The sequence below is a fragment of the Marinobacter persicus genome (assembly GCF_002934325.1).
Taxonomy (GTDB): Bacteria; Pseudomonadota; Gammaproteobacteria; order Pseudomonadales; family Oleiphilaceae; genus Marinobacter; species Marinobacter persicus_A.
In genome coordinates this window covers 42,481-68,999 of the sequence record NZ_PTIV01000021.1, presented here as the reverse complement: position 1 = coordinate 68,999, position 26,519 = coordinate 42,481, and the positions used below count along the sequence as shown (strand labels likewise).

General features: G+C 55.2%; 24 protein-coding genes. 8 read left to right on the top strand and 16 right to left on the bottom strand.

Translation table 11 applies throughout. From position 1 onward, the window contains the following. Positions 1 to 21: 21 nt before the first annotated feature. From BY454_RS11595 to BY454_RS11585, 3 genes are all read right to left on the bottom strand, one after another. On the bottom strand, positions 22 to 1,275 hold the full coding sequence (locus BY454_RS11595; protein WP_104416573.1) for an efflux RND transporter periplasmic adaptor subunit: 1,254 nt from the start codon (positions 1,273 to 1,275) through the stop codon (positions 22 to 24). A 56-nt stretch (positions 1,276 to 1,331) separates the two neighbouring features. Then, positions 1,332 to 2,264, bottom strand: a complete 933-nt coding sequence (locus BY454_RS11590) for a lipid A deacylase LpxR family protein (RefSeq protein WP_225316764.1) — start codon at positions 2,262 to 2,264, stop codon at positions 1,332 to 1,334. Between the two features lie 336 nt (positions 2,265 to 2,600). Continuing rightward, a complete protein-coding gene (locus tag BY454_RS11585) occupies positions 2,601 to 3,047 on the bottom strand; it encodes a MarR family transcriptional regulator (protein WP_104416572.1) in 447 nt (148 codons plus the stop codon). A gap of 548 nt (positions 3,048 to 3,595) precedes the next feature. Between BY454_RS11585 and BY454_RS11580 the strand changes: the two genes are divergently transcribed. Then, entirely contained in the window at positions 3,596 to 5,236 is a 1,641-nt protein-coding gene (locus tag BY454_RS11580) for an acetolactate synthase large subunit (protein ID WP_104416571.1), read from the top strand. Between the two features lie 4 nt (positions 5,237 to 5,240). On the opposite strand, the gene BY454_RS11575 is transcribed toward BY454_RS11580, so the two are convergent. From BY454_RS11575 to BY454_RS11555, 5 genes are all read right to left on the bottom strand, one after another. Further along, positions 5,241 to 6,338: a CapA family protein gene (locus tag BY454_RS11575; RefSeq protein WP_104416570.1), complete on the bottom strand. Its 1,098-nt coding sequence runs from the start codon at positions 6,336 to 6,338 to the stop codon at positions 5,241 to 5,243. A 19-nt stretch (positions 6,339 to 6,357) separates the two neighbouring features. Then, a complete protein-coding gene (locus BY454_RS11570) occupies positions 6,358 to 6,744 on the bottom strand; it encodes a DUF3775 domain-containing protein (protein ID WP_104416569.1) in 387 nt (128 codons plus the stop codon). Between the two features lie 185 nt (positions 6,745 to 6,929). Next, positions 6,930 to 10,052, bottom strand: a complete 3,123-nt coding sequence (locus BY454_RS11565) for an efflux RND transporter permease subunit (protein ID WP_104416568.1) — start codon at positions 10,050 to 10,052, stop codon at positions 6,930 to 6,932. Further along, positions 10,052 to 11,404 (bottom strand): efflux RND transporter periplasmic adaptor subunit, encoded by a 1,353-nt coding sequence (locus BY454_RS11560; RefSeq protein ID WP_104416567.1) that lies wholly within the window; start codon positions 11,402 to 11,404, stop codon positions 10,052 to 10,054. The genes BY454_RS11565 and BY454_RS11560 overlap by 1 nt, the downstream gene beginning before the upstream one ends. Positions 11,405 to 11,408: 4 nt before the next feature. Then, complete coding sequence (locus BY454_RS11555) at positions 11,409 to 12,686, bottom strand: TolC family protein (RefSeq protein WP_258075638.1); 1,278 nt, start codon at positions 12,684 to 12,686, stop codon at positions 11,409 to 11,411. A gap of 228 nt (positions 12,687 to 12,914) precedes the next feature. Here BY454_RS11555 and BY454_RS11550 point away from each other — a divergent pair, with 228 nt between their 5' ends. Both BY454_RS11550 and BY454_RS11545 read left to right on the top strand, forming a co-directional pair. Beyond that, positions 12,915 to 13,220 (top strand): hypothetical protein, encoded by a 306-nt coding sequence (locus tag BY454_RS11550; protein ID WP_258075637.1) that lies wholly within the window; start codon positions 12,915 to 12,917, stop codon positions 13,218 to 13,220. Between the two features lie 113 nt (positions 13,221 to 13,333). Next, entirely contained in the window at positions 13,334 to 13,555 is a 222-nt protein-coding gene (locus BY454_RS11545) for a hypothetical protein (RefSeq protein ID WP_104416565.1), read from the top strand. A gap of 341 nt (positions 13,556 to 13,896) precedes the next feature. Here the strand turns inward: BY454_RS11545 and BY454_RS11540 are convergent, their stop codons facing one another. Continuing rightward, positions 13,897 to 14,991: a YncE family protein gene (locus tag BY454_RS11540; protein WP_258075636.1), complete on the bottom strand. Its 1,095-nt coding sequence runs from the start codon at positions 14,989 to 14,991 to the stop codon at positions 13,897 to 13,899. 684 nt (positions 14,992 to 15,675) lie between these two features. Here BY454_RS11540 and BY454_RS11530 point away from each other — a divergent pair. Continuing rightward, positions 15,676 to 16,179, top strand: coding sequence for a DUF411 domain-containing protein (locus BY454_RS11530; protein ID WP_104416562.1), 504 nt, complete (start codon positions 15,676 to 15,678; stop codon positions 16,177 to 16,179). A gap of 51 nt (positions 16,180 to 16,230) precedes the next feature. Next, positions 16,231 to 16,953, top strand: a complete 723-nt coding sequence (locus BY454_RS11525; RefSeq protein WP_104416561.1) for a cytochrome c biogenesis CcdA family protein — start codon at positions 16,231 to 16,233, stop codon at positions 16,951 to 16,953. A 79-nt stretch (positions 16,954 to 17,032) separates the two neighbouring features. Here the strand turns inward: BY454_RS11525 and BY454_RS11520 are convergent, their stop codons facing one another. The 6 genes from BY454_RS11520 to BY454_RS11495 form a co-directional block, all read right to left on the bottom strand. Continuing rightward, complete coding sequence (locus BY454_RS11520; RefSeq protein ID WP_104416560.1) at positions 17,033 to 17,419, bottom strand: DUF302 domain-containing protein; 387 nt, start codon at positions 17,417 to 17,419, stop codon at positions 17,033 to 17,035. Between the two features lie 24 nt (positions 17,420 to 17,443). Continuing rightward, positions 17,444 to 19,816: a heavy metal translocating P-type ATPase gene (locus BY454_RS11515; protein WP_104416559.1), complete on the bottom strand. Its 2,373-nt coding sequence runs from the start codon at positions 19,814 to 19,816 to the stop codon at positions 17,444 to 17,446. Then, complete coding sequence (locus BY454_RS11510; RefSeq protein ID WP_104416558.1) at positions 19,809 to 20,033, bottom strand: hypothetical protein; 225 nt, start codon at positions 20,031 to 20,033, stop codon at positions 19,809 to 19,811. Before BY454_RS11510 ends, BY454_RS11515 begins: the two co-directional genes overlap by 8 nt. A gap of 31 nt (positions 20,034 to 20,064) precedes the next feature. Next, positions 20,065 to 21,417 (bottom strand): APC family permease, encoded by a 1,353-nt coding sequence (locus BY454_RS11505; RefSeq protein WP_104416579.1) that lies wholly within the window; start codon positions 21,415 to 21,417, stop codon positions 20,065 to 20,067. 10 nt (positions 21,418 to 21,427) lie between these two features. Then, on the bottom strand, positions 21,428 to 21,781 hold the full coding sequence (locus BY454_RS11500) for a hypothetical protein (RefSeq protein ID WP_104416557.1): 354 nt from the start codon (positions 21,779 to 21,781) through the stop codon (positions 21,428 to 21,430). 73 nt (positions 21,782 to 21,854) lie between these two features. Beyond that, on the bottom strand, positions 21,855 to 22,379 hold the full coding sequence (locus BY454_RS11495) for a cupredoxin domain-containing protein (RefSeq protein ID WP_104416556.1): 525 nt from the start codon (positions 22,377 to 22,379) through the stop codon (positions 21,855 to 21,857). Positions 22,380 to 22,575: 196 nt separating this feature from the next. Between BY454_RS11495 and BY454_RS11490 the strand changes: the two genes are divergently transcribed. Beyond that, the gene (locus BY454_RS11490; RefSeq protein ID WP_104416555.1) at positions 22,576 to 23,241 is read left to right on the top strand and encodes a response regulator transcription factor; all 666 of its coding nucleotides are present in this window, start codon (positions 22,576 to 22,578) and stop codon (positions 23,239 to 23,241) included. Further along, a complete protein-coding gene (locus BY454_RS11485; protein ID WP_104416554.1) occupies positions 23,228 to 24,556 on the top strand; it encodes an ATP-binding protein in 1,329 nt (442 codons plus the stop codon). Before BY454_RS11490 ends, BY454_RS11485 begins: the two co-directional genes overlap by 14 nt. Positions 24,557 to 24,560: 4 nt before the next feature. On the opposite strand, the gene BY454_RS11480 is transcribed toward BY454_RS11485, so the two are convergent. Beyond that, positions 24,561 to 25,802: a permease gene (locus tag BY454_RS11480; RefSeq protein WP_104416553.1), complete on the bottom strand. Its 1,242-nt coding sequence runs from the start codon at positions 25,800 to 25,802 to the stop codon at positions 24,561 to 24,563. A gap of 255 nt (positions 25,803 to 26,057) precedes the next feature. Here BY454_RS11480 and BY454_RS11475 point away from each other — a divergent pair, with 255 nt between their 5' ends. After that, positions 26,058 to 26,501: a (R)-mandelonitrile lyase gene (locus tag BY454_RS11475; protein ID WP_104416552.1), complete on the top strand. Its 444-nt coding sequence runs from the start codon at positions 26,058 to 26,060 to the stop codon at positions 26,499 to 26,501. Positions 26,502 to 26,519: the final 18 nt, after the last annotated feature.

The following is a 26,519-nucleotide window of genomic DNA, read 5'->3' as shown; positions in this document are numbered from 1 at the left end:
GCCTGGAAATAAAGAAATTAATCATTGCGCGGTGCCCTCGTCGTCGGAGGCGTTCTTCTTCGGATTATTCGTGCCACTGGCTTGCTGGTTTTGGGGGGGATGTAATGGAATATCTGCGGCAACCGGCTTCACCTTGGCTCCTGGCCTAACCTTTTGCAGGCCGGAGACAATGAGGCGATCCCCCGGTTCCAGCCCCTTTTCCACCAGCCAGAAAGCGCCAATGGCCCGCTCTGCCTCTAACTGGCGGGCGACAACTTCACCCTCCGGGTTGACCAGCAACGCGGTGGCCTCTCCTTGCGGGTTACGGCTCACGCCCTGCTGCGGCGCCAGAATGGCGTTCTCCCGAATTCCCTCACTCAGACGAACGCGCACGTACATTCCTGGCAGGAGATCTTCGTCCGGATTGGGAAAAACGGCTCTCACAGTGACGGAACTCGTGCTTTGGTTGACGGTAACATCCGTAACGTCAACGCGACCTCTGTGGGGATAGACGGTACCGTCTTCGCGCAACAAAACAGTCTCGGCTTCATTTGGGCCGGCCTCAGAAGCAGCGCCCTCCTTCAGAGACGACCGAATTCGAGCCAGTTTTTCGACCGGTAGCTGAATATCGACATACATGGGATCAAGCTGCACCACGCGCGCCAGGACCTGGGGCTGATTGGCGGTCACCAGCGCACCCTCCGTGTACAGTGTCGGGCCAATGCGCCCGGCGATGGGAGCCTTGACCTCGGTATACGCCAGCTCGATACCCGCCGTTTCGAGCATCGCCTGGGATCGGGAGACATCCGCCCGGGCTGCCTCCAAGGCCGATAGCGCTTCATCACGTTGACGCTTGCTGACCGCATTCTTCTCAAACAAGTCTGACGTACGTGCCCACTCCCGCTGCGCCTGTCGCAATTCGGCCTGTGCGCGCTCCAGTTCTGCCTGGGCCCGCTGATGGGCAGCACGGTATCGGTTGGGGTCGATCTGGTAGAGGACCTCACCTGCTTTGACCTGGGCGCCCTGTTCAAACAAGCGCTCCTGCAAAATGCCCGTGACTTGCGGCCTCACTTCCGAGATACGGTAAGCGGCGGTTCTGCCCGGCAGTTCCATTGAAAGATTCACACGCTGCGGCTGCACCTCAACAACGCCGACTTCTGGAGGCGGCGGCGCAGACCGTTCAGCCTTTGTCTGACCGGAGGAGTTGTCACAACCAGCCAGCAAAAGAACCGCCAACCACATGGGCAGCATGCGGGCCCCAAATAGACGCACCATCAAACTCTTCTCTGTTTCCATATAACTAACCTCTGAATGGGCCAAAGACTCAAAAACCGTTCGATCCATGCCTTCGTTTATAACCAGGTAGACAGAACGATCGATCCAAACTGATCGACGCCGTCCTTTTCCTCAAATTCTTCGCTTCGCCACAGGTAGGTGTAAGCGATCTGCCAGCGATCCCAGGTCAATGCCGCACCCACCTGGGCGTCGCCAACCCATTCGCGACTATCAACGGAGTGGCTGTCCTCGAAACTGTTGCCGTCGAGCAGCAGGTTGTGTGCCATATAGCGCCCTTCAACGGCAGCGAAGACGTACCAGCTAAAGCCCTGATCCCGCCGAAAAGAGGATTGCCCGCCTTGTGCAGGAGCGACTGACGGAATGCCGAAACTACGATCAAGCCCCTCTCCCAAACGAAACCCCAGGCCGCCGGAAGCGTAGGTATACAGGTTGCCGAGCGCAAACCCGGCAGACGGCCCATATTCAATGGTCAGACCAGAGAAGTTTTGCTTCATAAACCAGGCACGTTCATAACCGAAATTGATAACTGGCTCGTTATCAAGCTGGTTATCCCAACCCCTCGGCTTGTCTGCCGCAATAAGTTCATGGAAATTTCGTTGACCCACCTCAGCGCCGGAGGCCGGGCCTACGATGCCCACGTCGATATGCAGGCTATCTGCCAAACGCAAACCACCGTGTTCCCTTTCGCTTAGTAGCGAAATCCCACCAAACAAAAGGCCGGCATAGGGACGATCATCTTTAATAAGCGCTTCAACCTCTATATCTTCCGGCGTATACATCTGTTGTCCTAGCCGATATGTTGCGCCGGCAAGACTACTGCCAGACCAGCCGGGAATAACGTCCGCAAGACGGCGGCTCCAATGTCGATCAGGGGGCTCAAAAGCCCAGATCACCTCTACGCCGTTGGTATATTGACCATCGCCGCCGGCGGAAAACGCATCGTTTTCTACTTTCAGGGACAGCAGGCCTTCAGCGGAAGCTGATGTCACAAGAGAACCCAGCAACAGACCTGAGCACCAATTCCGGTAACGCTTTCTGCAACATCCAGATTTCACTGAAGATTCCTCTGCCAAAGCTGGGTTGAACCGGATGTAAAAGAACTTGCTCCCGGATGCTGACATACCTTCCGTACGGCGACTTTTTGGTCGCCGGCCAGAAATGATGAGACGGCTGTCCGCACAACTTGTTCAATCTGTTCAGTATAAACTAAACGTAACACAAGTAATGATTGACAGCTAGCCGTGATGGAACTGTCCTGTGCCGGTGGAATGTGCGGAACGCTCCAGTTCTAATCTTGTCGCTCGCGCCTGAAAAATGTTTCGGGTTCAGGTATTTTTGAGGTTGGCAGAATTTTCCATAACCCGCTCAAAAACACGCAGGGCGACTTCCAGGTCGGTATTTTCAATGCCTTTCAGCATCTCCTCTCGCAAGACATTCGCCCGCTCATTCAGTTCGCTCATAAAGCGCTCACCGGCATTGGTGAGATAAAGCCGCCGGGCACGCCGATCAAGCTTGCAGAGCCGGCATTCGATCAGGCCCTGTTCCTCGAGGCCGTCAAGCAGGCGGACTAGTGTTGGGTTCTCAATGGCCATCAGGCGGGCTAGCTCCCGCTGGGTTAGCCCTTCACCACCGCGCTGCAAGTAGACCATGGTAGACCAGCGCGCCTGGGTGACATTCAGGTCTTTCAGGCGCTCATCCAACAACTTGCGCCAGCGTCTTGCTACCCGGGCATTGGCGAAAGGAAACTGTTCTCGAGGAGTTTGCGGGGCCATGTCACTGTCCTGCTATTGATGATTCGATAACAGTAAATCGTAAGCTAAACATATAGACAAGCGTCAGTTACACATTAGCCAAGTTTGCGCCAGATTAATATGCAACATCACGCGGATGCCGAGGCCAGCTAAGGAGCTTCTCCTTCCAGTGAGACAGGTAACTCCTCGCTTCTTCAGAGACAGGAGGCGTTCAACGTATTGTCGCCCTGGCAGACACCCTTGCTGTCTGTCGTGACCGGCGACCGGCTTTTAAAAAGCTGGTGCCGAGCGCCCCACAACACCGTAGCATCTTCACTCGACATCAGCCGGGTCTTCGGCACGGCGTCTTCCAGGCAATCCGCATCCGCTAAGGTCAGTCCCCAGTCGAGTAGAGTCTGCGGGGCCGACAACAAGGCTGAGTTACTTTTATCGGTCAGAATGACATGAACTCGGGTTCGGGTGACCAAAAAAACGGTAGTTCAATAGGTTGGGAGTGTTTTTGGGCTATTTTTCACGTTTGTCTGCCAACCCTCTATATATGAAGCCCACACACCGAAACGGGGCGCGAGATGAAAGCTTCAGACCTGCTGGTAAAGGCTCTCGAAAACGAAGGTGTTGAGTATATCTTCGCAGTTCCGGGAGAAGAAAACCTCGACCTTCTGAATTCGCTGAAAGATTCCAGCATCCGCCTGATTGTTACCCGTCACGAACAAGGTGCGGGTTTCATGGCCGCCACCCTGGGCCGCATCACCGAAAAGACCGGTGTCTGCCTGGCAACACTCGGCCCGGGCGCCACCAATCTTGTGACACCGGCAGCGTTTGCCCGGCTTGGTGCCATGCCTATGTTGATGATCACGGGCCAGAAACCCATCAAATCCAGCAAGCAGGGTCGCTTTCAGATTCTGGATGTGGTGGATCTGATGCAGCCGGTCACGCGTTTCACCCGGCAAATTGTTAATGGCAACACCATCGCGCCCCTGGTTCGTGAAGCCTTTCGTCTATCGATGGAAGAAAGGCCTGCGTCGGTGCATCTCGAGTTACCGGAAGACATCGCAAGAGAAGACTGTGATGACACTGTTTTCGAGGTGGTTGGTCACCGTATGCCCGCGGCCAACGACAAAAGTCTGGCTGAAGCGGTGGCCATGATCGAAGCTGCGAAGTCTCCTTTGGTGCTTATTGGCGCGGGGGCAAACCGAAAGCGGGTCTGTTCAGCCCTAACGGATTTCGTGGATGCGACCGGCATTCCTTTCTTTACCACTCAGATGGGCAAAGGGGTGATCGACGAACGCCACCCGCTGTACCTGGGCACAGCTGCCCTATCCGCCAATGATTTTATTCACTGCGCCATTGACCATTCAGATCTTGTCATCAATGTAGGTCACGATGTGGTGGAAAAACCGCCCTTCATTATGGAGCATGGCGGCAAAAAGGTTATACACATCAACTTCTGTCCGGCCGAGGTGGATGCCGTCTATTTCCCCCAGCTCAATGTTGTGGGTGACATTGCGTTGTCTCTGAAAAATCTGGGCCAGCAAATCCGTAAGCAGGATCACTGGGATCTCTCCTATTTCGAAGCCATGAAAAAGGAGGTGGACACTCATCTTTCCCGTTATTTTGAAGACGACCGCTTCCCCATGCTGCCCCAGCGCCTGGTCAATCTGCTCAGGAGCAAACTGGACGACGGTGCCATTCTGAGCCTGGACAATGGCATCTATAAGGTCTGGTTTGCCCGCAACTATAAGTGTTACAAGCCGAATACCATGCTGCTGGATAACGCCTTGGCCAGTATGGGAGCCGGCCTTCCCTCGGCCATCGCTGCGAAAATTGCTCGTCCTGATTCCCAAGTGGTCGCCATCTGTGGCGACGGCGGTTTCATGATGAATTCACAGGAACTGGAAACCGCAGTGAGGCTGGAGCTTGATCTGGTGGTTATTGTACTGAACGACAACGCGTTTGGGATGATTAAGTGGAAACAGGAAGGCATGGGGTTTGATGACTACGGACTGGACTACAGTAACCCGAAATTTGTTGATTATGCCCGCAGCTATGGCGCCAATGGTTATCTGGCCACCAGTGACGACCACTTTCAGGAAACGCTGGATCACTGCCTGGCAAGCCCTGGCGTTCATCTGATTGAGCTGCCTGTCGATTACTCACTCAATCACCGGATTCTGAACGTGCTGCTGAAGGAAAAGGCCTGCCAGGTTTAGGGGGTTACCAGTGCAGTTCGAGAATGTTGTCGCCTTTGCTGCGCACGTCAACGCCGCTTTCACGGCTGGCCTCCGCCATTCGCTCCCGTAGCCAGCCGACATCTTCAGGAGCGGGTCGGTGCAGGGTAAAACGCGCAGTGTCCAGCACCGCCATGTCCAGGCCCTCCAAATCACCGTGCTGGTTCAGCAACGGGAAATAGAGCACCCGAAGGTCGGGGCGAAACTGTTCATAGCCTGTAATCCCTTCGTAATCGTTGATCAGGTCGCCACACCCATAGAGGATCAGTTTCTTGTTATAGACCTCCATGCCTTTGGGATGATGGGAGGAATGACCGAAGACCAAGTCCACACCGGCTTCATCTATCAACATCCGCGCGAACGCCTGGTGTTCTTCGGAAATATCGTAGCCCCAGTTGCCGCCCCAATGGATTGAGTAAACCACCACATCGCCGTCCCGGCGCTGGGCCTGAATACTCTGGGCGATGCTAGCAACGGTGGAAGATGAGAAATCCCGCAGCAACCGAACGCCGGGGCGACTGGCGGTAGCGGCCCAGCCGAATTCAATGCCACTGTCTGGGTGGCCTCCGGCAAATACCAGCACTCTACCCTCGCCTGTTTGCTGTATGGCTGGCGCCTTAGCGGCATTCAGGTCCAGGCCTGCGCCGGCGGTTTGAATGCCAGCATTTTGCAGAACATCCAGGGTTTCCCGAAGGCCTTGTTTGCCCCAGTCCAGCACGTGATTGTTGGCCAGGGTGCAGACATCAAGCTCTGCCGCCTGCAGGCAGGTGACATTGGCCGGGTGCATGCGGTAGTTGATGCCTTTTCGCTGGCGATCATCACTGGTGGTGACGGCAGTTTCCAGGTTGGCAATGCGTACATCGGGCTGCACCTGCTTTATTAACGGCAGTGCATCGCCCCAGATGTAATCGGGTTCAACGTTGCGTGGAATGGTCCCGTACCGCTTTTCCGCCAGGGTGACGTATTCCTTCGCGGAGCGTACTACTGGCTCAAAAAGAGCTGGATCCGACGATTGGGGCATAATCTGATCAATGCCCCGCCCGGTCATCACATCGCCGCACAGCATCAATCTTAAAGTATGCATTCTGCCCTGCCTTGCTTGATCAATCGCAGGTGTAGCCATGCAACTCCAGCCCTTCCTGCCAGTAATCAGCCACCAGCGGCGTGCCAATCAGGTAACTGGCCGTGTGGGAGGTGTGGGAATCAGCCGCCTGGGACAGCGCCTCTTGCCACTCTTCCAAGGCAAAATCCCCTCGTCCCAGCCACATCAGGGCGACCAATTCGAGCAACTGGTCCGGATCCAGGTCATTGATGAGATTGACCATTTCCTGATAGGTGGCATCGTCGGCATGGTCAGCAAGGGTCTGCATTGCCCAGTCATCCGCCGGGCTGGTGGGGTTCTCGGTAATGGTCACCTGTTCCTTGGCGTGAAATTCATGGGCCTTGGTGATCAACAGACACACGGTTTCGGGATTAAGATTCAGTTCCATACGTTACCTCCTTCGCAGAAACAGAGTGGGACTCCGTTTTTGACATCGGATGGCATGTATTGGTCAGTCTAGCAGTTATTAGCTCACCTAATAGGGGGGTACTGGATAACGAAAGCCCCGGATTCCTACCACTTGAGTTGATGGCAAATTGGCAGGAATCCGGTTTATAAACAATTTGTTAGAGTCTATGTCTCAACAGACTTCTGCTTCCAGAGATAGAACAGTACCGGGATCACCAGCAACGCCAGGATAACGGCCGTGATCATCCCCCCGACCATGGGGGCGGCAATGCGACCCATCACTTCCGAACCGGTGCCACTGCCGATCATGATGGGCACAAGCCCGCCCACTATGGCGGCCGCGGTCATCATGACCGGTCGTACCCGCAAGCCGGCGCCATGAAGCACGGCATGGCGAAGGGTTTCCCTCCTCGGTGTCAGGCCTTTGCGCTCACAGTTCTCCACCATTTCCTGATAGGACTGGTTGAGGTAGACGAGCATGATCACGCCTATCTCCACCGCCACGCCAGCCAGGGCGATAAAACCGACACCCACGGCGACCGAGAAGTTGTAGCCCAGCAAATACATCAGCCAGATGGCACCAATCATCGCAAACGGCAGGGTTCCCATGATGATGCCCACTTCCGCGAAGCGCCGGAAATTCAGGAACAGCAGGATCACGATGATGGCCAGCGTCAGCGGCACCACATAGCTGAGCTTTTGTTTGGCCCGCAGCATGTACTCGTACTGACCGGACCAGGTCACAGAGTAACCCGCGGGCAGATCCAGTTCGCTGCTGACAATGTCCATGGCCTGCTCCACGTAGGTGCCAACGTCCATGCCGTCAATGTCCACGAAGGTCCAGCCGTTAAGGCGGGCGTTTTCGCTCTTGATGGCGGGTGGGCCGTCTTCCACGCGGATGTCCGCCACATCTGACAAGGCAATGCGCTGACCGGAAGCGGTCACAATCGGCAGCTGTTCCAGTTTTTCCGGAGAATCGCGGTAATCCGCCGGGTAGCGGACGTTAATGGGGTAACGTTCCAGCCCTTCGATGGTTTTGGAGACGTTGATCCCGCCAATGGCGGACGCCACGACCTGTTGCACGTCGGCAATGTTCAACCCGTATCGGGCGGCGCGTTCCCGGTCAATGTCGGCCTTGATGTAGCGCCCTCCGGCTACTCGCTCGGAGTAAACCGAGGCTGTGCCGGGAATATCGACCATGATTTCCTCTAGCTGCTTGCCGATGTCCTGGATCACAGCCAGATCCGGGCCGGCCACTTTGATGCCCACCGGAGTCTTGATGCCGGTGGCCAGCATATCGATTCGCGTGATGATGGGCATAACCCAGGCATTGGTCACGCCGGGCAAGCGAATCAGGTTATTGAGCTCTTCCTTGAGTTTCTCGGTGGTCATCCCCTCGCGCCACTCATCCCTTGGTTTGAGCTGGATGAAGGTTTCGATCATGGTCAGGGGCGCCGGGTCGGTGGCGGTGTCTGCCCGCCCTACTTTGCCAAAGACGGTTTTCACTTCCGGCACGGTGGCGATCAGTTTGTCCGTCTGCTGCAGCAGCTCCCTGGCCTTGCCAATGGAAATGCCCGGGTAGGTGGTGGGCATGTACATCAGGTCGCCCTCGTCCAGCGGCGGAATGAACTCGCTGCCAATTTTACTGGCAGGCCAGACACCAACGATCAGGGCCACCAGAGCGGCAAGGACTGTCGTTTTGGGGAACCGAAGAACCAGCTTCAATACCGGCATGTAGGCGCCGACCAACAGCCGGTTTATGGGGTTCTTGTGCTCCGGAAGCACCTTGCCACGAATGAAATAACCCATGAGCACCGGCACCAGCGTGACCGCAAGCGCCGCACTGGCGGCCATGGCGTAGGTTTTGGTAAAGGCCAGCGGAGCAAACATGCGCCCTTCCTGAGCCTCTAGTGCAAACACCGGTACAAAGCTGACGGTGATGATCAGCAAGGAGAAAAACAGCGCAGGGCCGACTTCCGCAGCGGACCGTGCCACCACCTCCCAGCGGTTTTCCGGGGTCAGGGGTGTTCGCTCCATGTGTTTGTGCATGTTCTCGATCATCACGATGGCGCCATCTATCATGGCCCCGATGGCAATGGCGATCCCGCCCAGAGACATGATGTTGGCGTTGATGCCCTGCCAGTGCATGACGATGAAGGCCGCCAGGATGCCGACAGGCAGGCTGAGGATGGCCACCAGTGAGGAGCGCACATGGAACAGGAATACGATACACACCAGGGCAACGACCACAAACTCCTCGAGCAGCTTGAAGCCCAGGTTGTTAACCGCCCTTTCGATCAGGCCGGAACGGTCGTAAACCGTGACCACTTCAACCCCTTCGGGCAAACTGGACTTCAAAGACTCCAGCTTGGCCTTGACGCCGTTGATGGTGGCCTGTGCGTTTTCGCCAAAGCGCATCACCACCACGCCGCCCACGGTTTCGCCGTTGCCGTTCAACTCCGCAACCCCACGGCGCATCTGCGGCCCGACTTCCACAGTGGCAACATCCTTGAGCAGGATGGGCGTGCCGTTGTCATCCAGCCCCAGCGGAATGGACAGCAGGTCTTCCCGGGACTGGATGTAGCCGGAGGTGCGAACCATGTACTCGGCCTCGGCCATCTCGATGACTGAAGCACCCACTTCCTGGTTGCCGCGTTTGATGGCGTTCTGAATGTGTGCCAGCGGAATGCCCAGCGCGCGCAGTTTTTCCGGGCTGACCTTCACCTGATACTGCTTCACCATACCGCCCAGAGCTGCGACCTCAGAGACACCGGGTACGGTTTGCAGTTCGTATTTCAGAAACCAGTCCTGCAGGCTTCTCAATTCACTCAGATCGTGGTTGCCGGTGCGGTCTACCAGCGCATACAGGTAAACCCAACCCACGCCCGTGGCGTCAGGGCCTAACTGGGGGCTCGCGGAATCCGGCAGACTGGGAGCCACCTGAGACAGGTACTCCAGCACCCGGGAACGTGCCCAGTACATATCGGTGTCTTCATCGAAGATCACGTACACGTAGGAATCCCCGAAGAACGAATAGCCGCGAACGGTTTCAGCCCCCGGTACCGAGAGCATGGCCGTGGTCAGCGGGTAGGTGACCTGATCCTCCACCACCTGCGGCGCCTGGCCGGGAAAGCTGGTTTTGATGATGACCTGCACATCGGAGAGATCCGGCAGCGCATCAACCGGGGTTTTCTTGAGGGAATACAGGCCGAGCCCGGTGATCAACACCGTGGCCAGCAGCACCAGGAAGCGGTTGCGGACGGACCAGTGAATAATGGCTGCAATCATTACTGGCTGGCCTCCCCGTTCATGGCGCTGTGGTCCATGTTGTCATGGTCCATCGGGGCGGATTCCGAATCCATTTGCATGCCTGGCATGGCGTGTCCGGAGTGGTCCATCTCCATGTCGATGTTGTCAGCAGGCCGTGCTTCCATACGTCTGAAATCGGACGTTTTGCTGGACTCAGAGTCGATAAGGAACTGAGCCGATGTGACCACGGTATCGCCAGGCATCACGCCTTCCAGGATTTCGGCGTACTTATCGCCAACACGCCCCACACTGACGTTAACCGACTTGAACGCGCCTTCTTCCAGTGCGACGACCAGCCGGTCGCTCTCGCCCGTCCGGATAATGGACTCGCGCGGGACCAGGAAGTGCCGTCGCCCCCGCTCACCCTGAACCTTCACGCGGGCAAACATACCCGGCATCAGGGAGCCGTCACTGTTGTCGAAGCGCATCCGTACCCTGGCTGTCCGTGTCTCGGGGTTGATCTCGGGGTAGACATAGTCCACCTTGCCCCGCCATTCGCGCCCTGGCATGTAGTCCAGGGTCATTTCCACGCGATTGCCGGCCTCGACGGCCGACAGCTGGCTCTCGAATACCTCACCAATCACCCAGACCTCATCAAGCGCGGCGATGGACAACACCCGGTTCCCCGGCTTGATGAACATACCTTCCCGCACGTTGAGGTTTTCAATCACCCCAGACGCTGGCGCATACACTGTGATGGTTCGCTGGATCTTTCGACCGTCCCGTAGCTGACGTATCAGGCCAGAAGGCACATTCAGGGCTTCCAGGCGCTCCTGTGCGGCACTGACCAGCCGCTGATTACCTCGATTCAGCGCCATCAACAGTTCTTCCTGGGCGTTAACGAGGGTGGGAGAATACAGGGTGTACAACGGAGTGCCCTGCTCCACCGGCTCCCCTTCGGATTTCACATAAAGCGACTCGATCCAGCCTTCCACGCGGGGGTGCACATGGGCCATCTGGTCTTCGTTATAATGCACATAAGCAACCGTGGTGATGTTGTTGGGCATACGCCCCTGAATCACGGGTTCAGTCCTAACACCAAGGTTGTTAACGACCGTCGGGGAGATGCGAACGGTGCCGGGGGAATCCTCGGCAGAACCGCCTTTCTCGTAAACCGGAATCAAATCCATGCCCATAGGCGACTTACCGGGTTTGTCGCTTTTGAAATTGGGGTCCATGGGCGCCACCCAGTAAAGTGGTTCTTTTTTGTCCGATTCAGCGCTCTGTGACACAGCGTTAGGGGTTGTATCTGGTGCCAGCCAATAAGCGGCCGCCGCTCCGGCGATACTACCGAGCACTACAAAGCCCAGCGGGCGAATAAAATTGGCCATGAAGTCAGTCCTGATAGTGAGTCAATGAAGAGATAGGGGCGTCAGTGGTTGAAGTCAGGTAGCGGAAGTCCGCCAGGTGTTTGGCTCGTTGGGCGCGCATCTGGATCAGCTCAACGTTGGCATTGAGCTGGTCAATCCGGGCCCGTACCGCCTCGGCAAAATCGCCGTCATCGTTGTTGTAGGCAGACAGCGCAGCCCCCGCCTGTTCCTCCATCTGTGGCAGCAGGGTTTGCTGATACAGTCGGATGCGCTCATCAAGGCGATCTATCCGGGCGAGAGCGGTTCGTGCCCGGGCCTGTAGGGTGCGGACCTGTAACAGTCGCTGGCTCTTGGCGGCCTCCAGGCGGGATGTTGACGCGCTCACTCGGCGGTCCTGTCGGTTGCCGGTGAAAATCGGAAGGTCAAAACCGACAGCCACGGAGAAGAGATCTGCTCTGTCCTGGCCGTTGGGGGCATCCTCCCGATAACCGTACTGGGCAGAGATGGACCATTCGGGTTTGTAAGACTGGCGGGCAAGATCGAGATCTACCGTACGGGTCTCAACCAGCTGTTCGGTGGTGCGAACCTGTGGGTGCTGCCGGATCGCATCTACGGTGGTGAGCTCCCAGCCATTTGCCACCGGGCCTGAGAATTGCGCAGGCAATTCACGGCTGACACCCGCGCCGCCCACTTCGGCCTGAACCCACTCCCGCAAGCCTTCCTGGCTTGCCGCCAATGTCGATTCCAGGGACGTCAGTCTGTCATCAAGCCGTGTCAGCTCAAGTGAGGCACGAATGACATCCTGTTGTCTGGCTCCCATTGACGCTGAGGCATACCCCGCTTCGGCGACGTCCACCAACTGTTCGAACAAGCCCCTATTGGCTTCAATCAGCTCAATGCTCTGTTCGGAACTCCAGATGTCCAGCCAGAGATTGGTCACGGTTCTTTCAATCTCTGCCTTTCGATTCTCACGGCGAAACTTCTCGACCACTGCCAGTTGGCTTTTCTTTTCACTGGCCAGCTGCAGTGTATTGCCCCGGGGAAAGCTCTGGGTGATCCCAATGGTGGTCTGGGTCATGCCCTCCTGTCCGGTATCAAACGTGTCGGTCGGCAAGTTGGCGGCACCAAGCTTAAGGCGGGGGTCTGGAAGGGTCCCCGCGGCGATGGATTCTTCCTGAAGTGCATCCTGAATCTGGACACTCTCAAGAAGCCAGGGGTCATTCTGGATAGCCAAATCAATGGCACGGTCCAGCGCAAGAGGCCCAGCCGCTGCAGGCAGACTCGTAAGGAGAGCAGCCCCCAAAGCTGTTGACTTTATAAAACGAGATAAGGTCGGCAAATTCAATACTCCAGAAAAATAACATCGGCGCGGGAATTCTATGGTGCCAACCTGAAACCAACCTGAAAGTAATACATTTCCACCCCTAAAAAGTTTGTTGATTAAAAATAAATATTAAGCGTTTTTTCAGAAATATTTCAGGAAAGCGTGTTTAACTTTAAACGTTGACCAAACAAACAAGGAGATATTGCAGTGAAAAAAACGATGTCATTTATTTTTGCAGCTTCCCTTTCCGGTACTGTTATGGCGGCTGATATAAATAGCAATCAGGATTTAACAACGCTTACGGAAGCAAGCCTTAAAGATGAGGCAACGAATGAATCCATCCTGAACAATGAAAAGATGAAGCGCCTTCACTGGGATATGACCGTCTCTGGCATGTCCGAGGCGGGCATGGAAGCCCGCGTTCAAATGATGAGCCGAGAAGGCAAGGCGTATCACGAAGCGTTGGAAGAAAAGGAGAAAAAACCGCAGGATAACCCTGCGGTAAACAGCTGAATGAAGAGGTGTCCGCCAGCAGGGTCCTTGTGGCGGCTGGCGGAGCCGACATGGCCAATAAATCATGAAAATCTGAAACCTACCTGAATTCCATTAAGTAGTTGGAGAATTCCATGAAAAAATACTTTGTTTCTGCAGTCTTGCTTTCAGTTCTGTCCACCGGTGCATACGCCGAGTCAGGTTACGCGGATCGTATAAACGAGGCACGAACCTATCCCAACAAAACAGTTGAGGCGAAATCCGCCGAAAAGACCTGCTCCCGCCACGTTGATAGCGATGAAAGATCCCAGTCAAAAACCATCGCAACCAAAAACTCGAAAACCAATAAATCTTAAAGAGCATTTCTAGCTTTAACCATAATAAAAGAATGACAAATATCACCTGCTATAAGCCTGATAGCCTCATAGCGGGAAAGGGCTGCTTTTATAGGTAGTCATTAAAGCCTGGCTCATGCATATTGCCGCAATATTTACATTGCGGTTTTTTTTTGCGAAAAAAAAGCCGCAGACGAATCTGCGGCACTAATATTACTGAGAAAACGCAAATGGAAAACTAAAGTGCTTACCTCTGCGGAATTGAATTAGACCATACGAACCTTAAACATTCCTGAAATTTTGATGGTTAATTTTATTTATAATATCGTTCCACAGGTTGAGGGAAATCGGCCCCGGGTTGTTCACTGGCCATCAATCGATATCTGGTGACCAACCCCCTCAAGGGTAACCTCCTTGAGGATAGTGAGCGACTCAGGGTCAAGGATCCAGAGCTTTGGCTCACCACGACTGGTAACCAATAGACTGCCATTAACCGGAGAGACGGCCAGGTGATAGGGAGCAGGGGCTAACTGCGCGCTTGTGCGGGAATTGTTGTTGAGTCCCAAGCGAACGATTCGTTCATCACCGCGGCTTGTGGCGAAAAGAAATTCCCCATCAGCGCTGAGATCCAGGCCATGGGGCGCATCGCCAATTTTGTATCGCGCTGTCACAGTGCCGTCAGCAAGCTTGAGAGCCGCAACTTCACCAGAGGCAGCGTCGTTGACGTAAAGGTGGTCCCCATCGGCAGAGAGCACCATGTGCTCGGGTCCTCCGCCTATGCGCATATTGCGCTTCACAAACCAGTTTCGAGTATCAATTTCGCTAACGGTGCCATTGCCGGTATTGCTGACAAATAACGTCTTCCCGTTATTAGCCGTCGTAACGTAGTTGGGAGATGGACCGGTGGCGATCACTTCAACAACCTCCCCCGACACCAGGTCGAGAACGCTGATTCCACCGCCCATGGGATGTGTGGAGACCGCGTAACGGCCATCGGTTGTTACCAGAACGTGGTGGACCGGGCCCGGTACTTCGAGTACCCGATCAACAACGTTGGTATTGGTGTTCACAACAAAAATCCGGCCAGTGGAGGCATCCGGCGCTGCGCTGCTGCCGCCGCCGTGGTGGGCAGCGTGGTCGTCTGCGCTGACCCCAGCCGGCCGGGCAGGCATCTTTTTACTGTCATGAGCCGTTAAACTGCCAACAATGAGAAAGCGGCCATCGGGCGTCAGTGCCGAACCGTGGGTGTTAACGGTGCCAGCAATTGTCGACGTCAAACGGTTATTCTCCAGATCCATCACGCCTACCGAGTCTGCCATCCCCATCGGAATGAACGCCCGATTGCCAGCGGCTGACACCGTTAGCGACAGACTCATCAAAAATACGGCGGTCGGGCCCGCAAACCACTGCTTACGTGAACGGTATTTCATTGGGGTCACCTTGTCTTCAGAGTACATGCGTCTGTGCGAGTTGAGCATGCCGAGCTGAAACCGGGCTGAAAACGCTTATAAATTTATTCATCGGTCGTACGCATCGGCGCAATCATTACGTGAGTGGGTCGAAATGCTTGACGTGTGAGCTACTCAAGGGTTTTATGGTTTAAGCGTTACTTGTGATAAAAGCCAATCCAGGGATCAGCCATGCTCACTCGCCCACTTATTGCAGCGTTACTAAGCATCCTGCTGCTGATTGGCGGCCTTAATCAGGGGCTTGGTGATGTGGCAAGTGGAGCCCTGGAGAGTTCTGCTATCAATGCGGTTGATTGTCATGGAATGACCTACCCCGGTACAGAGACTGCTAACACGTCTGGCATGAATCATTCCGGAATATCCGTGGATTGTGATGACACTGAACAGGAACCGTGTGACTTGGCGGCACCGCACTGCGCCTCCGTCTCGGTTCTCGGTATAATTACCGGAGCTCCAATTCCCCCCATTGAGCTTGCTGCCCGGGGCCACGTCATTCCACCCTGGGAGGCCTATCACAATCATACTTCCGATGTCCTGACACCCCCGCCTGACGCCCTCTCCTGACCTTGCTGCATCTTTAACGCCCCCGCCAGAAGGCGGGGCGAACCGAATTATCTGTTTATGTTCGCAGGCAATATCTCTATGTGCCGTTATGCCTGTCAGGAGAGCACCATGAAAACCAGAAACAAGGCTGTTATCGCCACTTCCGTAGCACTCGCCATTGGAGCAATCGCTGTTGGATTTAAACTGCAGGCCTCAGAGCCAGCCACAAAAAACAGCGTTTCCAGTCCGGCGACGCCCGTGGTTACCGTTTACAAGAGCCCCAGCTGCTCCTGCTGTGCAGGCTGGACGGAGCATCTTGAACGCAATGGCTTCAAGGTAAACGTCAATAACACAAACAACATCAATGAAATCAAAATCAAGCACCAGATACCGCGGCAAATGGCCTCGTGCCATACGGCGTTGATTGACGGCCTGGTGATTGAAGGGCATGTCCCGGCCGCCGACATTACCGCTTTCCTGGAAAACCCCCAGTTCAATACAGCGGGACTTTCTGTGCCAGGCATGGTTCAGGGCAGCCCCGGGATGGAAACGGGTACAAAGCAGGACTATCAGGTAATTGCCTTCCGGGCCAATGGTCAGCAAAGCGTATTCCGGGAACATAAAGACTACTGAAACCGGCTCCCTGGCCAGCGGCGGGGAAACCAATCAGCATGGAGTTCTTGAATGCCTGATCTCGCAACCTGGGGCATTCTGGCCGCGTTCCTCGGCGGCCTGGTGTCCTTCTTCTCACCCTGCACTCTCCCACTGGTGCCGGGCTACCTGTCCGTTGTTACCGGCGGCGCAGTGACTGAGACCTCAAATCGCCTGAAAGCATTTTGGCTGAGTTTCTGCTTTGTGCTCGGGTTCAGCGTGGTGTTCGTCGTGTTGGGCGCAAGCGCCAGTCTTCTGGGACAGTTGCTGATCGCCTATCGGCAGGAAGCAAACCTGGTCGCCGGTACGTTGATCATCCTTATGGGTCTCTTCATGCTCGGCTGGTGGAGTATGCCGGCACTCCAACGCGATTGGCGACTGGGTCACACGCTGGAAGGCGGACGACCAACAGCAGCCTTCGTGCTGGGTCTGGCATTTGCCGTGGGCTGGACACCCTGCATTGGCCCCATACTCGGAGCTATATTGGCGCTCAGCTCTACTCATGCAAACGCTGAGACGGGGATGCTGTATCTTGCAACGTATTCTCTGGGGCTGGCACTGCCCTTCCTGGGGACGGCAATGTTTATTGAGCACTTTCGCGAGCGTCTGCGCAGGCTCAGTCGGTGGAGCCGATTATTAAGAGCTCTGGCAGGCCTGACGCTGGTACTCATGGGCGTTATGGTGCTGACCGGCCAGATGACCCGCTTCGCCTCCTGGATGCTTTCAGCCTTTCCGGTGCTCAGAGAGCTTGGCTAGATAATAGAGCATCTCCCGGCTACGTCTGCCGGGAGATGCTAGTGATTAAATCGGCACCAGGCCGCCTGTTATGGGCTGGTCAGATCGCCTGAACAACCTCAGAAAGCATATCCCTGACTTTCCCAGCGACCTGCTTGAGTTCGGCATTATCAATGGCAGACATGGAGGCCACGGGATCTACCGCACTGACCTCAACGCCCTCTGGAACCTCGCGGAGAATCACATTGCAAGGCAGCATGGCACCCACGCGAGGTTCCACACCGATGGCTTCCCAAGCCATTCCCGGATTACAGGCCCCAAGAATCCGATAGGCGGACATATCCTTGTCCAGCTTTTTCTTCATGGTGGCTTTGACATCAATTTCCGTCAGCACGCCGAAGCTGTGGTCGGCTAGCGCCTCTCGCGTCCTTTTATCTACCTCTTCGAAATCGGCATCCTTGATGATTCGATTGATTGTGTATGACATAGCTCTCTCCGATTCATCAGAAATTCAGTGCTCAGGCCTCCCAAGCTTGACCACCCTTAATCGTAGCGCATTCACAATCACACTGACCGAAGACATCGACATCGCAGCCGCTGCAAAAATTGGCGACAGCAGGATGCCGAAAAACGGGTAGAGAACCCCCGCAGCAATGGGCACACCGGCGGAGTTGTATACAAAAGCAAAGAACAGGTTCTGGCGGATATTGCGCATGGTGGCCAGCGACAACCGGCGTGCTTCCACAATGCCCATAAGATCGCCCCGCAACAGGGTGATGCCGGCACTTTCAATGGCAACATCAGTGCCGGTGCCCATGGCCACGCCGACATCCGCTGTTGCCAGGGCGGGTGCATCATTCACGCCATCACCGGCCATCACCACAATACGGCCTTCGTCTTTCAGCCGCTGAACAATCTTGCCCTTGTCTTCGGGCAGGACCTCCGCTTCCACTTCATCGATATGAAGCTTGCGGGCAACCGCCTCGGCCGAGGTCCGATTATCGCCGGTCAGCATGACCACCCGGATGCCGTCTTCCTGCAGGGCGGAAATAGCGGCTTCCGTGGTCTCCTTGACAGGATCGGCGATGGCAAGCAAGCCGCAGATTTTGCCCTCCACTGCCACGAAAATAACCGTGGCGCCGTCCTTTCGGAGCTGGTCGGCCTCCTCTTCAAAGTCCGCCGTATCGACGTTTTCGGATTCCATCAGCAGGCGGTTACCAATCAGTACTTGCTGGCTATCAATCCTGCCCGTTACCCCTTTGCCGTTAGGCGAATCAAAGTCTTCAGCGTCCGGAAGCTTCAGCTCCATGGCCTTGGCTTTATCGAGTATGGCGTGGGCCAGCGGGTGTTCGCTGCCCTTCTCCAGGCCACCGGCAAACCGCATCAGTTCTTCCTCGCTGGTTCCCTCGGCCGGAACAAGACTGGTCACCTGGGGCTTGCCTTCGGTCAATGTGCCGGTTTTGTCCACCACCACGGTGTCGACCTTCTCCATGCGCTCCAGAGCTTCGGCATCGCGGATCAGGACACCGCTCTGGGCGCCCCGCCCGACGCCGACCATAATGGACATGGGCGTTGCCAGACCCAGGGCACAGGGGCAGGCAATGATCAGGACACTGACGGCCGCAATCAGGCCGAAGGCCATCGGCGGTGTCGGTCCGAAGAAGGACCAGGCAATAAACGCAATGATGGCGATCACAATCACGGCCGGCACAAAGTAGCTCGCCACCTTGTCTGCCAGCCCCTGTATGGGCGCGCGGCTGCGCTGGGCGCTGGCAACCATCTGCACAATCTGGGACAGCATGGTATCCCGGCCAACCTTGTCGGCCCGCATGATGAAGCTGCCCTGCTGGTTGATGCTGCCGCCAATCACCTGGTCACCGGATTTCTTGCTGACCGCCAGGGGCTCCCCCGTCACCATGGATTCGTCCACATTGGAGCTACCTTCAAGTAGCTCGCCGTCCAGGGGCACCTTGTCGCCCGGGCGAACCCGCAGGCGGTCGCCAACCTTGACCTGATCCAGTGACACATCCGATTCGCCGCCATCCTCATCCAGCTTGCGGGCCGTGGCGGGTGCCAGATCAAGCAAGGCTTTGATGGCGCCGGAGGTTTTCTCCCGGGCCCGCAATTCCAGCACCTGCCCCAGCAGCACCAACACGACAATGACCGCCGCTGCCTCGAAATACACGGCGACCGAGCCATCTGCCTGCCGGAACGCATCCGGAAAGATCTGAGGGGTCAGTGTTGCAACCAGGCTGTAGATCAACGCCACGCCGGTACCGATGGAAATCAGCGTGAACATGTTCAGGTTACGGCTGACCACGGATTTCCAGCCCCTGACGAAGAATGGCCAGCCACACCACGCCACCACCGGCGTTGCCAGCACCAGCTGAATCCAGTTGGATGTCTGCGGAGCGACAACCCGATCAAGCCCGGTCAAGTGGCCGCCCATTTCAAGGATCAGTACCGGCAAGGCCAGCACGAGGCCGATCCAGAACCGGCGCGTCATATCTTTGAGTTCTTCGGAAGGGCCCTCCTCAAGGCTCACCTCTTCCGGTTCCAGCGCCATACCACAGATGGGGCAATCCCCAGGCCCTTGCTGTCGAATTTCCGGATGCATGGGACAGGTATAAATAGTGCCCGGTGCTACGGGCTCTTCCCGATTTGGCTCATCACCAAGGTATTGTTCCGGGTTTTCGTCGAACTTGGATTGGCAATGCGACGAACAGAAGTACCAGGTTTTACCCTCATGCTGACTTCGATGCTCCGCCGTGTGAGGATCCACCGACATGCCGCACACCGGATCCTTCACCGTATGTTCGCCGGATTCCTTCTGCGCGTTGTCATTGTGATGTTGGTGATGGTGAGCGCGTTGATGTTCAGCCATTGCGATCTCCGGTCTTGTCCGCCGGCCACTCCGAAAATGCAAGGAAATAAAGCAAAGCAAGGTTGATAACTGGTATTAGGATCAACACCCCCAGCCAACCCGGATACCCGGTGCGCTGGCAAATACGCCAGACTGGAATGACGGCGATAATCGCAAGCACCAGCATCCACAGCCAGTGTCCTGCCCACATGGTATTACCGAACATATGACCATCCATCTTGTACACATCCTCGTGCCGTTAACTGTATTCAGTTATGGTGGTGAGCGTGCGAGTGCTCTCCTTTTGGAGGCTCAATTCCAGCTGTTGTCTTCAGGAAAACCTGTTCCGCAATGGCGATTGCTATCATCGTGACAACTGCCACGCCGATAACGAATGGATCGGTGTGTAGCTTGACCCAAACAAAGCCGCCAAGTGCGAGCAAATCCAGTAAAATGGCGGTGGCCGGAACCCAAACGTTGGCTTTTATGTCCCGGCGCAAATAACGCAATACCCCCCAGTGGATGGCAATATCCATAATCAGATAAAACACAATGCCGAGTGCCGCTATCCGAGAGAGGTCAAAGAAGGCCGTCAGAATCAGCCCCAAAACCACAGTGTAGACCAGCGTATGTTTTTGGATGCTGCCCGGCATGCCGAAATGCCTGTGGGGAACCAGCTTCATCTCAGTCAGCATTGCCAGCATGCGGGAGACAGCAAAAATGCTGGCCAGAATGCCTCCGGCTGTGGCCATTATGGCAATGGCCACCGTAAACCAGACACCGTATTCTCCCAGCGCAGGACGCGCAGCTGCAGCAAGGGAATAATCCTGAGTCGCGATAATTTCAGCCAGGGACAAATTGGCGGCGACAGCAAAGCCAACCAAGGTGTAAATCACCACACAGGCTGCAATGGAAATGATGATTGCGCGCCCGACGTTTCGCTTGGGGTCTTTCACTTCCGAGCCGCTGTTGGTAATCGTGGTAAAGCCTTTGAACGCCAGGATACCCAATGCGGTTGCACCGAAGAAATTGCCGACTGTTCCGGCCTCGCCGGTGTTCGAAAAGTCGACGGAAATGCTTTTTGCAAGCCAGACACCAACGAGCCCGAAAATCAATATTCCGCCAATTTTCAGGATCCCGATGAAAGAGGCTACTCCCTGGATCATCCGGTTACCAAGCAGGTTGATCACGAACGCTACAAGGATCAGTGATACCCCAAGGGTGGACACCATTAGCCCACTTTCGCCACCAAAAAGCTGCATCGTGTAAGATCCGAAGGTACGCGCCAGAAAGCTTTGGGCGATCACCATGGAAAAATACATCAGCAAGGCGTTGAACGCTGTGGGTAAACGGCTTCCGTAAGCCTTGTGCAAATACATACCAATGCCGCCGGCCGACGGATAGGCATTAGAGATCTTGATGTAGGAGTAGGCGCTGAAGCTGACAATGACAGCCGCTGCCAGAAAGGCCAGAGGGAATAGAGCGCCCGTCATCTGAGCCATTTGCCCGGTTAAAGCAAAAATACCGGCGCCAATCATGACGCCGGTACCCAACATGACAGTTCCAGACAGCGACAGGCTGCCCTCCTGGTAATGAGTCGATCGATCTTCTTCCGTGCTCATCATCTCCCCATCATTTCTTCATCGGCGGAATTTTGGAGCAGCAAAAGGGCTTGTGTTTGGCATTGGCACGGACGTTTTCATCGGTGAACCGATACCAGGCCAGTTTTCTTCTCAGCCACCAGCTGTTTGTCAGCCACCCTCCATGGGCCTTGATTGCGTCCAGAAGCTCCTCCGTGGACCAGTGGGTTCCGTCGTATGTAACTTCCAGCAGATCTTTGGGTTTGCGCTCGGCGAAATCAACGCAAGGGTGATCGTTCAGCTTTTCTATCAGATCGTGCCACTGGTTATCATCAAGACCATTCACTCTTAGCTTACGGCACAGCAGAAACCCTTCTTGGTTTGCTGCCTTATGTGCTTTGGTCATGGCTCACCTCCAGATCAATACGCTTCACCTCCCATGAAACCATTTGAACCTGAATCGGCGCTGAAAATTGGACTTAGTTGATTTGAATCTCGCCATACATTCCGGACTGGTAATGGCCGGGGACATTACAGGCAAATTCAATGTTATTTTTCTTACTGAAAGTCCAGATCACTTCCTTGCGCTGGCCTGGTTCCAGCAAAACGCTGTTGGGATCGTTGTGCTGCATTGAGTGGCCGTTGCCCATGTCCATGCCCATTCTTTCATGGTGGAGTTCGCCACCCTGAATGACACCGTGCTCCACCATCATCGCCATCTGTTTCTGATGGGCATCGTGCATTGACGGAGTGCCGATATTGAATTCATGGACAAGGTTGCCCTTGTTTTCCACCACAAAGCGAACAGTCTCTCCGGTTGTGACATCGAGCTGCTCGGGCTCGTAATAGTTATCCCGCATCTCAACGTGAATAGTTCGATTTACTTCAGCGGCTGTTCCCGGTTTACCACTGGCGGCACCATGGCCTCCACTATGCGCACCGGCAGCAAAGGTCAACGCCGGGCCAGACAAGGCGGCAACACACAAAAAATGAGATACTCGCATTTTAATCCTCAAAAAATCGTCGTTCTGAAGTGTCTTCTAGCGCCAAAAAGTTCTCAGTTGGGCTCACAGCCCGATACCATAACGTAGCAACCTGAACCCCTCCTGAAAAAGTAGAGTTAATTATTATTCAGGCCGGATTCAGGTTTATCGGCGAGACTGGGAAACCTCAGTATTAATGCTCTAAAAGGACCGGTTCATGCGCTTACTGCTGGTGGAAGATGATCGTTTGCTGGCCGAAGGCCTGACTAATCAGTTGGAAAAAGCGGGTTTTAGTGTCGATGCGACCCAGACTGCCAAAGAGGCCATGATCCTGGGCAGGCAGGAGGATTATCGTGCCGTGGTACTGGATTTGGGGTTGCCTGACGGTAATGGGCTCGACGTTCTGAAAAATTGGCGTATGGCCGGAATCAGTTTCCCGGTCCTCATCCTTACCGCTCGCGGAGACTGGCAAGACAAGGTGAATGGCCTGAAAGCTGGCGCGGATGACTACCTCGCCAAGCCGTTTCAGTCCGAGGAACTGATCGCTCGTCTCAACGCCATCGTTCGCCGAAGTGAAGGGCGCACCCATTCAATGCTCACCGCCGGTCGCTTTGAAATTGATGAAAACCGTCAAAGCCTGACAGTATCTGACGGTACTGAACACAGCCTGACCGGCACAGAGTTTCGGCTGCTTCGATGCCTGATGAGCCGTCCTGGCCACGTGTTTTCCAAAGAACAACTGATGGAGCAACTGTACAACCTGAGCGAAAGTCCGAGTGAAAACGTGATTGAGGCCTATATCCGGCGGCTCAGGAAGCTGGTGGGGCCCGACACTATTGTCACCCGCCGTGGTCAGGGGTACCTGTTTGATGACACTGTTTAAAAAGCCGGCTTCGGTAAAAGGAACCCTGCTGACTCTCCTGCTACCGGCCGGTATCTTGTTGATGGTGTTGGCCTGGCTGGTTCATGGCTTGCTTCTGGACCGGATGTCCCGATCATTTCTGGAAAGCCGACTTAAAGACGAAGCCGCCTTTCTTGAACACCAGATCCGAAACGCCAATGGTGAACTGGACGCCATTAAAACCGGCGACTATTTCCAGGACGTGTTTCACCATGCATTTGCGGTTCACTCGCCCTCGAAAACTCTCGTTTCACCAAAGGCTTGGAGACCGTTATTAATGCCATTACTGGAAGCGGGTTCAGACGGCATAACTCGGGTACAGGAATCTGTCATTCCTGAAGCTCCCTCAGATATTCTGGCTTATCGCACGTCATTCCAGGTCAATCAAACGCCTGTTGTGGTCATTGTCTCCGAGGATCTTGGTGCCCTTAAGCGCAGCCAGGGGGAGCTACACGCATGGACAGCCATTGTCTCTCTTCTTTTGATAACATTGTTGGTGGCGGTTATCTGGTTTGGCATCAATCTGTCCATGAAACCAGTAACGCCTATCAAAGCCGCCCTGAAAAGACTCCAGGAAGGCGAAGACTCGCGTATTGACGTGGAGGCACCAGAGGAGTTCCAACCACTGGTACTGCAACTAAACCAGCTTCTGGATTCGCTGGACCAACGACTGGAGCGGTCCCGGGAGGCTGTGGCCAACCTTTCTCATAGTGTCAAAACACCCATTGCAGCCGTGCGTCAGATTCTGGAAGACGACACCCGCCCCCTGGATAGCCAACTGAGACACCAGATGGCATCTCGCCTGGACGATATCAACAAACAGCTGGAATCAGAAATGCGCCGCAGCCAATTCGCCGGTCCACAGGTCGGCAAATTCGCCCACCCAATTGACCAGGCGCGGGATCTACTCTGGCTGATGGGGCGCTTATACCCCGGCAAGTCTTTTGAGCTGTCGAGTTCACTGCCTGAGGAGACAAGATGGCCAATTGAGGAGCATGACTTGAGTGAAGTACTTGGCAACTTGCTGGATAACGCTGGCAAGTGGTCCAAGCAATGTGTCGAGCTGGAGTTGAAACAGGCTAATGGAACCCGGCAGGTCATCGTCACCGACGACGGACCTGGGGTTAAGGAAAATGAAATAACCCAACTTGGCCAGCGAGGGTTAAGGCTTGATCAACAGATGCCTGGCCACGGACTTGGACTGGCCATTGTTGAAGACATTGTTTCCCGTTACAGCGGCAAAACCCATTTTGTGACCGCAGCCAATGGTGGGCTGCGGGTGATTGTCGAGCTCTGATTCATCAGACCAAAGGGAGCGTCACTCCACCGGCTAGCCAGATCACTGCAACCACAACTAATACTCGTAACACCTTATCGGTCATAGAGACACCGCCGTGGTCATGGTCATGGTCATGGTGATGATGATGGTGAGAGTGCCCTTGTTGCGACTGGCGCCAGAACCAGACCAGCACCACGGTCACACCCACAAATATAATGTTCAGTACCGCCTGGTAGTTCCATTTGAAGAATTCACGATCCGCAATTGCCGCGTGGCCACTGAAGTCCGGCAGCATGCCAAGCATCAGCAGACTGTAATGCATGATCAGTGACACACTGACAATGCCTACCAGCATCAACGCCAGGATGTACAGCGCCATTTTCCATCCGTAGTAGGATGCGTTAATGCGCAGTACCGGCAGTACCACAAGGTCGGAAAAGATAAAGGCCATGACGCCCGCGAAAGTCACGCCTTGGCTAAACAGGACCGCAGCCAGCGGAATATTGCCCATGGAGCCGATAAACGTGAAAAACGCGGCAACGGGACCCACCAGAGTCTGGGCCAGCACCTCCAGGAAAGCCGGGTTCGCCGCGTTTGCGCCTCCGGAGCCAATAAACAGGGCTTCGAAGAAGCTTTTGGGCAACATGGCGGAAATAATGCCGGCCACGGTGAAACCAATCAGCACATCTTTCCAGACCATCTGCCATTCCATCACGTAGGTCTGGCCGATCTGTTGCCACCCTTCCCGGCTGGTGATCTTTTCCTTCCAGCCTTTCTGCTCGCCGTGTTCCTCGGAGTCGCCATCATCCATTTTTCGGCGCGCCTGCGCTTCCAGCCGGCGTGGGCGGGTAATTCGTATAAGTAACCAGGTCACCAGGATCAACAGAATACCGCCAACATACTCGCCCACGACAAACTGCCACCCCAGGAAAATGGCAATGACCATACCCAGTTCAATCACCAGGTTCGTGGAGGCCAACATAAACGCCAACGAAGGTGCCAACCCGGCCCCCTTATTAAAGATGGCTCGGGTCGTGGCCAGAGCGGAAAAACTGCAGGAACTGGAGATAAAACCGAAGAAAGTGGCCAGTGCCATACTGCGCGGGCCGTCCTTGCCCATGGCCTGCTGCATGCGCTTTCGAGTGACCAACACCTGAATCAGGCTGCTGATGACATAACCAAGTACAAACGCCCACAGCGCCATCCAGAAAAAGCCGAGACTGGTGGTTGCCGCTTCGTGCCAGAGTGCCATGAAGTTGCTCAAACCGGTTCTCCTTATACGCGATGACTGTTAACCAACATAGTTCATTTGCCCGGGCCCTCTATGTGAAGGACTTTGTGCGTCATCCTCCTCTCTTCAACACCTTGCAGAAGAAAACTGAACTCAGCCTGAAAAGCTGCCAATACCCGTCAATCGGAAAGGTCTGGACAATCAGGCAAGAAAACAAAGATTTTGTTCTAACGGTTCCGGCTCCCGGCCCCCACACTTATAGAGACTCGGTTAACGACGGAGGCAGTTATGAAAGACACGGATTCCACACAAGACAACATGCAGGTGATAAGAGCCGGCTCGACTGAAGCCATCAAAGGGCCGAGCGATTACTTCACCGGCAATGTTCGAATTGACAAGGTATTCAGTGCCCCGGAGCCCTCCCGCGTGGGCATGGCAGTGGTCAATTTTGAGCCGGGCGCCCGCACGAACTGGCATACCCATCCACTGGGTCAGGTTCTGCTAGTCACCGATGGCGTGGGCTGGACACAATGCGAAGGCGGGCCGAAAACGGAAATCCGTCCTGGCGATGTTATCTGGTGTAACTGCGGTCGTCGTCATTGGCACGGTGCGACCGATACCACCGCCATGCAGCATGTGGCCGTTCAGGAGGCCCTGAATGGCAGTCCGGTTGACTGGTTGGAACCGGTATCCGATGAGGACTACCTGGCCGGTCCGGTCAAGAAAGATTGATTACCCGGGTTTTAACGG

Coding starts and splice junctions, on each gene's coding strand:
- BY454_RS11595 (WP_104416573.1), bottom strand. CDS start 1,275: ATGGAAACAGAGAAGAGTTTGATGGTGCGTCTATTTGGGGCCCGCATG.
- BY454_RS11585 (WP_104416572.1), bottom strand. CDS start 3,047: ATGGCCCCGCAAACTCCTCGAGAACAGTTTCCTTTCGCCAATGCCCGG.
- BY454_RS11580 (WP_104416571.1), top strand. CDS start 3,596: ATGAAAGCTTCAGACCTGCTGGTAAAGGCTCTCGAAAACGAAGGTGTT.
- BY454_RS11575 (WP_104416570.1), bottom strand. CDS start 6,338: ATGCATACTTTAAGATTGATGCTGTGCGGCGATGTGATGACCGGGCGG.
- BY454_RS11570 (WP_104416569.1), bottom strand. CDS start 6,744: ATGGAACTGAATCTTAATCCCGAAACCGTGTGTCTGTTGATCACCAAG.
- BY454_RS11565 (WP_104416568.1), bottom strand. CDS start 10,052: ATGATTGCAGCCATTATTCACTGGTCCGTCCGCAACCGCTTCCTGGTG.
- BY454_RS11560 (WP_104416567.1), bottom strand. CDS start 11,404: ATGGCCAATTTTATTCGCCCGCTGGGCTTTGTAGTGCTCGGTAGTATC.
- BY454_RS11545 (WP_104416565.1), top strand. CDS start 13,334: ATGAAAAAATACTTTGTTTCTGCAGTCTTGCTTTCAGTTCTGTCCACC.
- BY454_RS11540 (WP_258075636.1), bottom strand. CDS start 14,991: ATGTACTCTGAAGACAAGGTGACCCCAATGAAATACCGTTCACGTAAG.
- BY454_RS11530 (WP_104416562.1), top strand. CDS start 15,676: ATGAAAACCAGAAACAAGGCTGTTATCGCCACTTCCGTAGCACTCGCC.
- BY454_RS11525 (WP_104416561.1), top strand. CDS start 16,231: ATGCCTGATCTCGCAACCTGGGGCATTCTGGCCGCGTTCCTCGGCGGC.
- BY454_RS11520 (WP_104416560.1), bottom strand. CDS start 17,419: ATGTCATACACAATCAATCGAATCATCAAGGATGCCGATTTCGAAGAG.
- BY454_RS11515 (WP_104416559.1), bottom strand. CDS start 19,816: ATGGCTGAACATCAACGCGCTCACCATCACCAACATCACAATGACAAC.
- BY454_RS11510 (WP_104416558.1), bottom strand. CDS start 20,033: ATGGATGGTCATATGTTCGGTAATACCATGTGGGCAGGACACTGGCTG.
- BY454_RS11505 (WP_104416579.1), bottom strand. CDS start 21,417: ATGAGCACGGAAGAAGATCGATCGACTCATTACCAGGAGGGCAGCCTG.
- BY454_RS11500 (WP_104416557.1), bottom strand. CDS start 21,781: ATGACCAAAGCACATAAGGCAGCAAACCAAGAAGGGTTTCTGCTGTGC.
- BY454_RS11495 (WP_104416556.1), bottom strand. CDS start 22,379: ATGCGAGTATCTCATTTTTTGTGTGTTGCCGCCTTGTCTGGCCCGGCG.
- BY454_RS11490 (WP_104416555.1), top strand. CDS start 22,576: ATGCGCTTACTGCTGGTGGAAGATGATCGTTTGCTGGCCGAAGGCCTG.
- BY454_RS11485 (WP_104416554.1), top strand. CDS start 23,228: ATGACACTGTTTAAAAAGCCGGCTTCGGTAAAAGGAACCCTGCTGACT.
- BY454_RS11475 (WP_104416552.1), top strand. CDS start 26,058: ATGAAAGACACGGATTCCACACAAGACAACATGCAGGTGATAAGAGCC.